This is a genomic window from Micromonospora sp. CPCC 206060 (assembly GCF_036906895.1).
Classification (GTDB): Bacteria; Actinomycetota; Actinomycetes; order Mycobacteriales; family Micromonosporaceae; genus Micromonospora.
Window position 1 is genome coordinate 1 of sequence record NZ_JBAKHU010000271.1, and the last position, 729, is coordinate 729.

Consider the following 729-nt stretch of genomic DNA (forward strand, 5'->3'; position numbering starts at 1 on the left):
GGCAATCCTGGTCCTGCGCTGGTTCCTCGACGGCACCCGGATGCGGCAACTCGCCCGCGATAACGCCATCAGCGGCTCGACCGGATACGACTACCTGCACGAGGGTGTCGACGTTCTCGCCGCCCGATCGCCGAACCTGCACGGCGCTCTGCTCGCGGCGAAGGCTGCCGGCCATGACCATGTGAACATCGACGGGATCCTGGTCGAGACCGACCGCTGCCGTACCCCAGGCCCCACCGCAGGCGTCGATCTGTGGTGGTCCGGCAAACACGACAACCACGGCGGCAACATCCAGGTCGTCACCGTGCCCGACGGCTGGCCGATCTGGACCTCCGGCGTTCGGCCCGGCCGTGAACACGACACCACCGCGGCCCGTACCCACGGCGAGATCCTGCCCGCCCTCACCGCGGCAGGCGCTGACCTGCGCACTCTCGGCGACCTGGGCTACGAAGGGCTGTCCGGCGCCATCACCGTCGCGTTCAAGAAACCGAAGAACGGCCAGCTCACCCTCACCCAGCAGCAACTCAACAAGGCCCACAACAGCCTGCGCGCGATCGGCGAACGCGGGAACTCCCTGCTCAAGATGACCTTCAAAGCCCTGCGCAACGTCAGCCTTGATCCATGGCGGATCGGGAAGATCGTCGCTGCCGCCCTGGTCATCCTCCATATCGACCATGACCGCACCACGTGACCACTATCAGTAGTCAGAACCTTGCGCGGAATGGCTCA

At 66.0% G+C, this 729-nt stretch carries 1 protein-coding gene; it reads left to right on the top strand.

The genetic code is table 11. From position 1 onward, the window contains the following. Positions 1-691, top strand: a 691-nt coding sequence (locus tag V6U90_RS33695) for an HARBI1 family protein (RefSeq protein WP_334445251.1), incomplete at its 5' end; no start/stop codon positions are given. Positions 692-729: the final 38 nt, after the last annotated feature.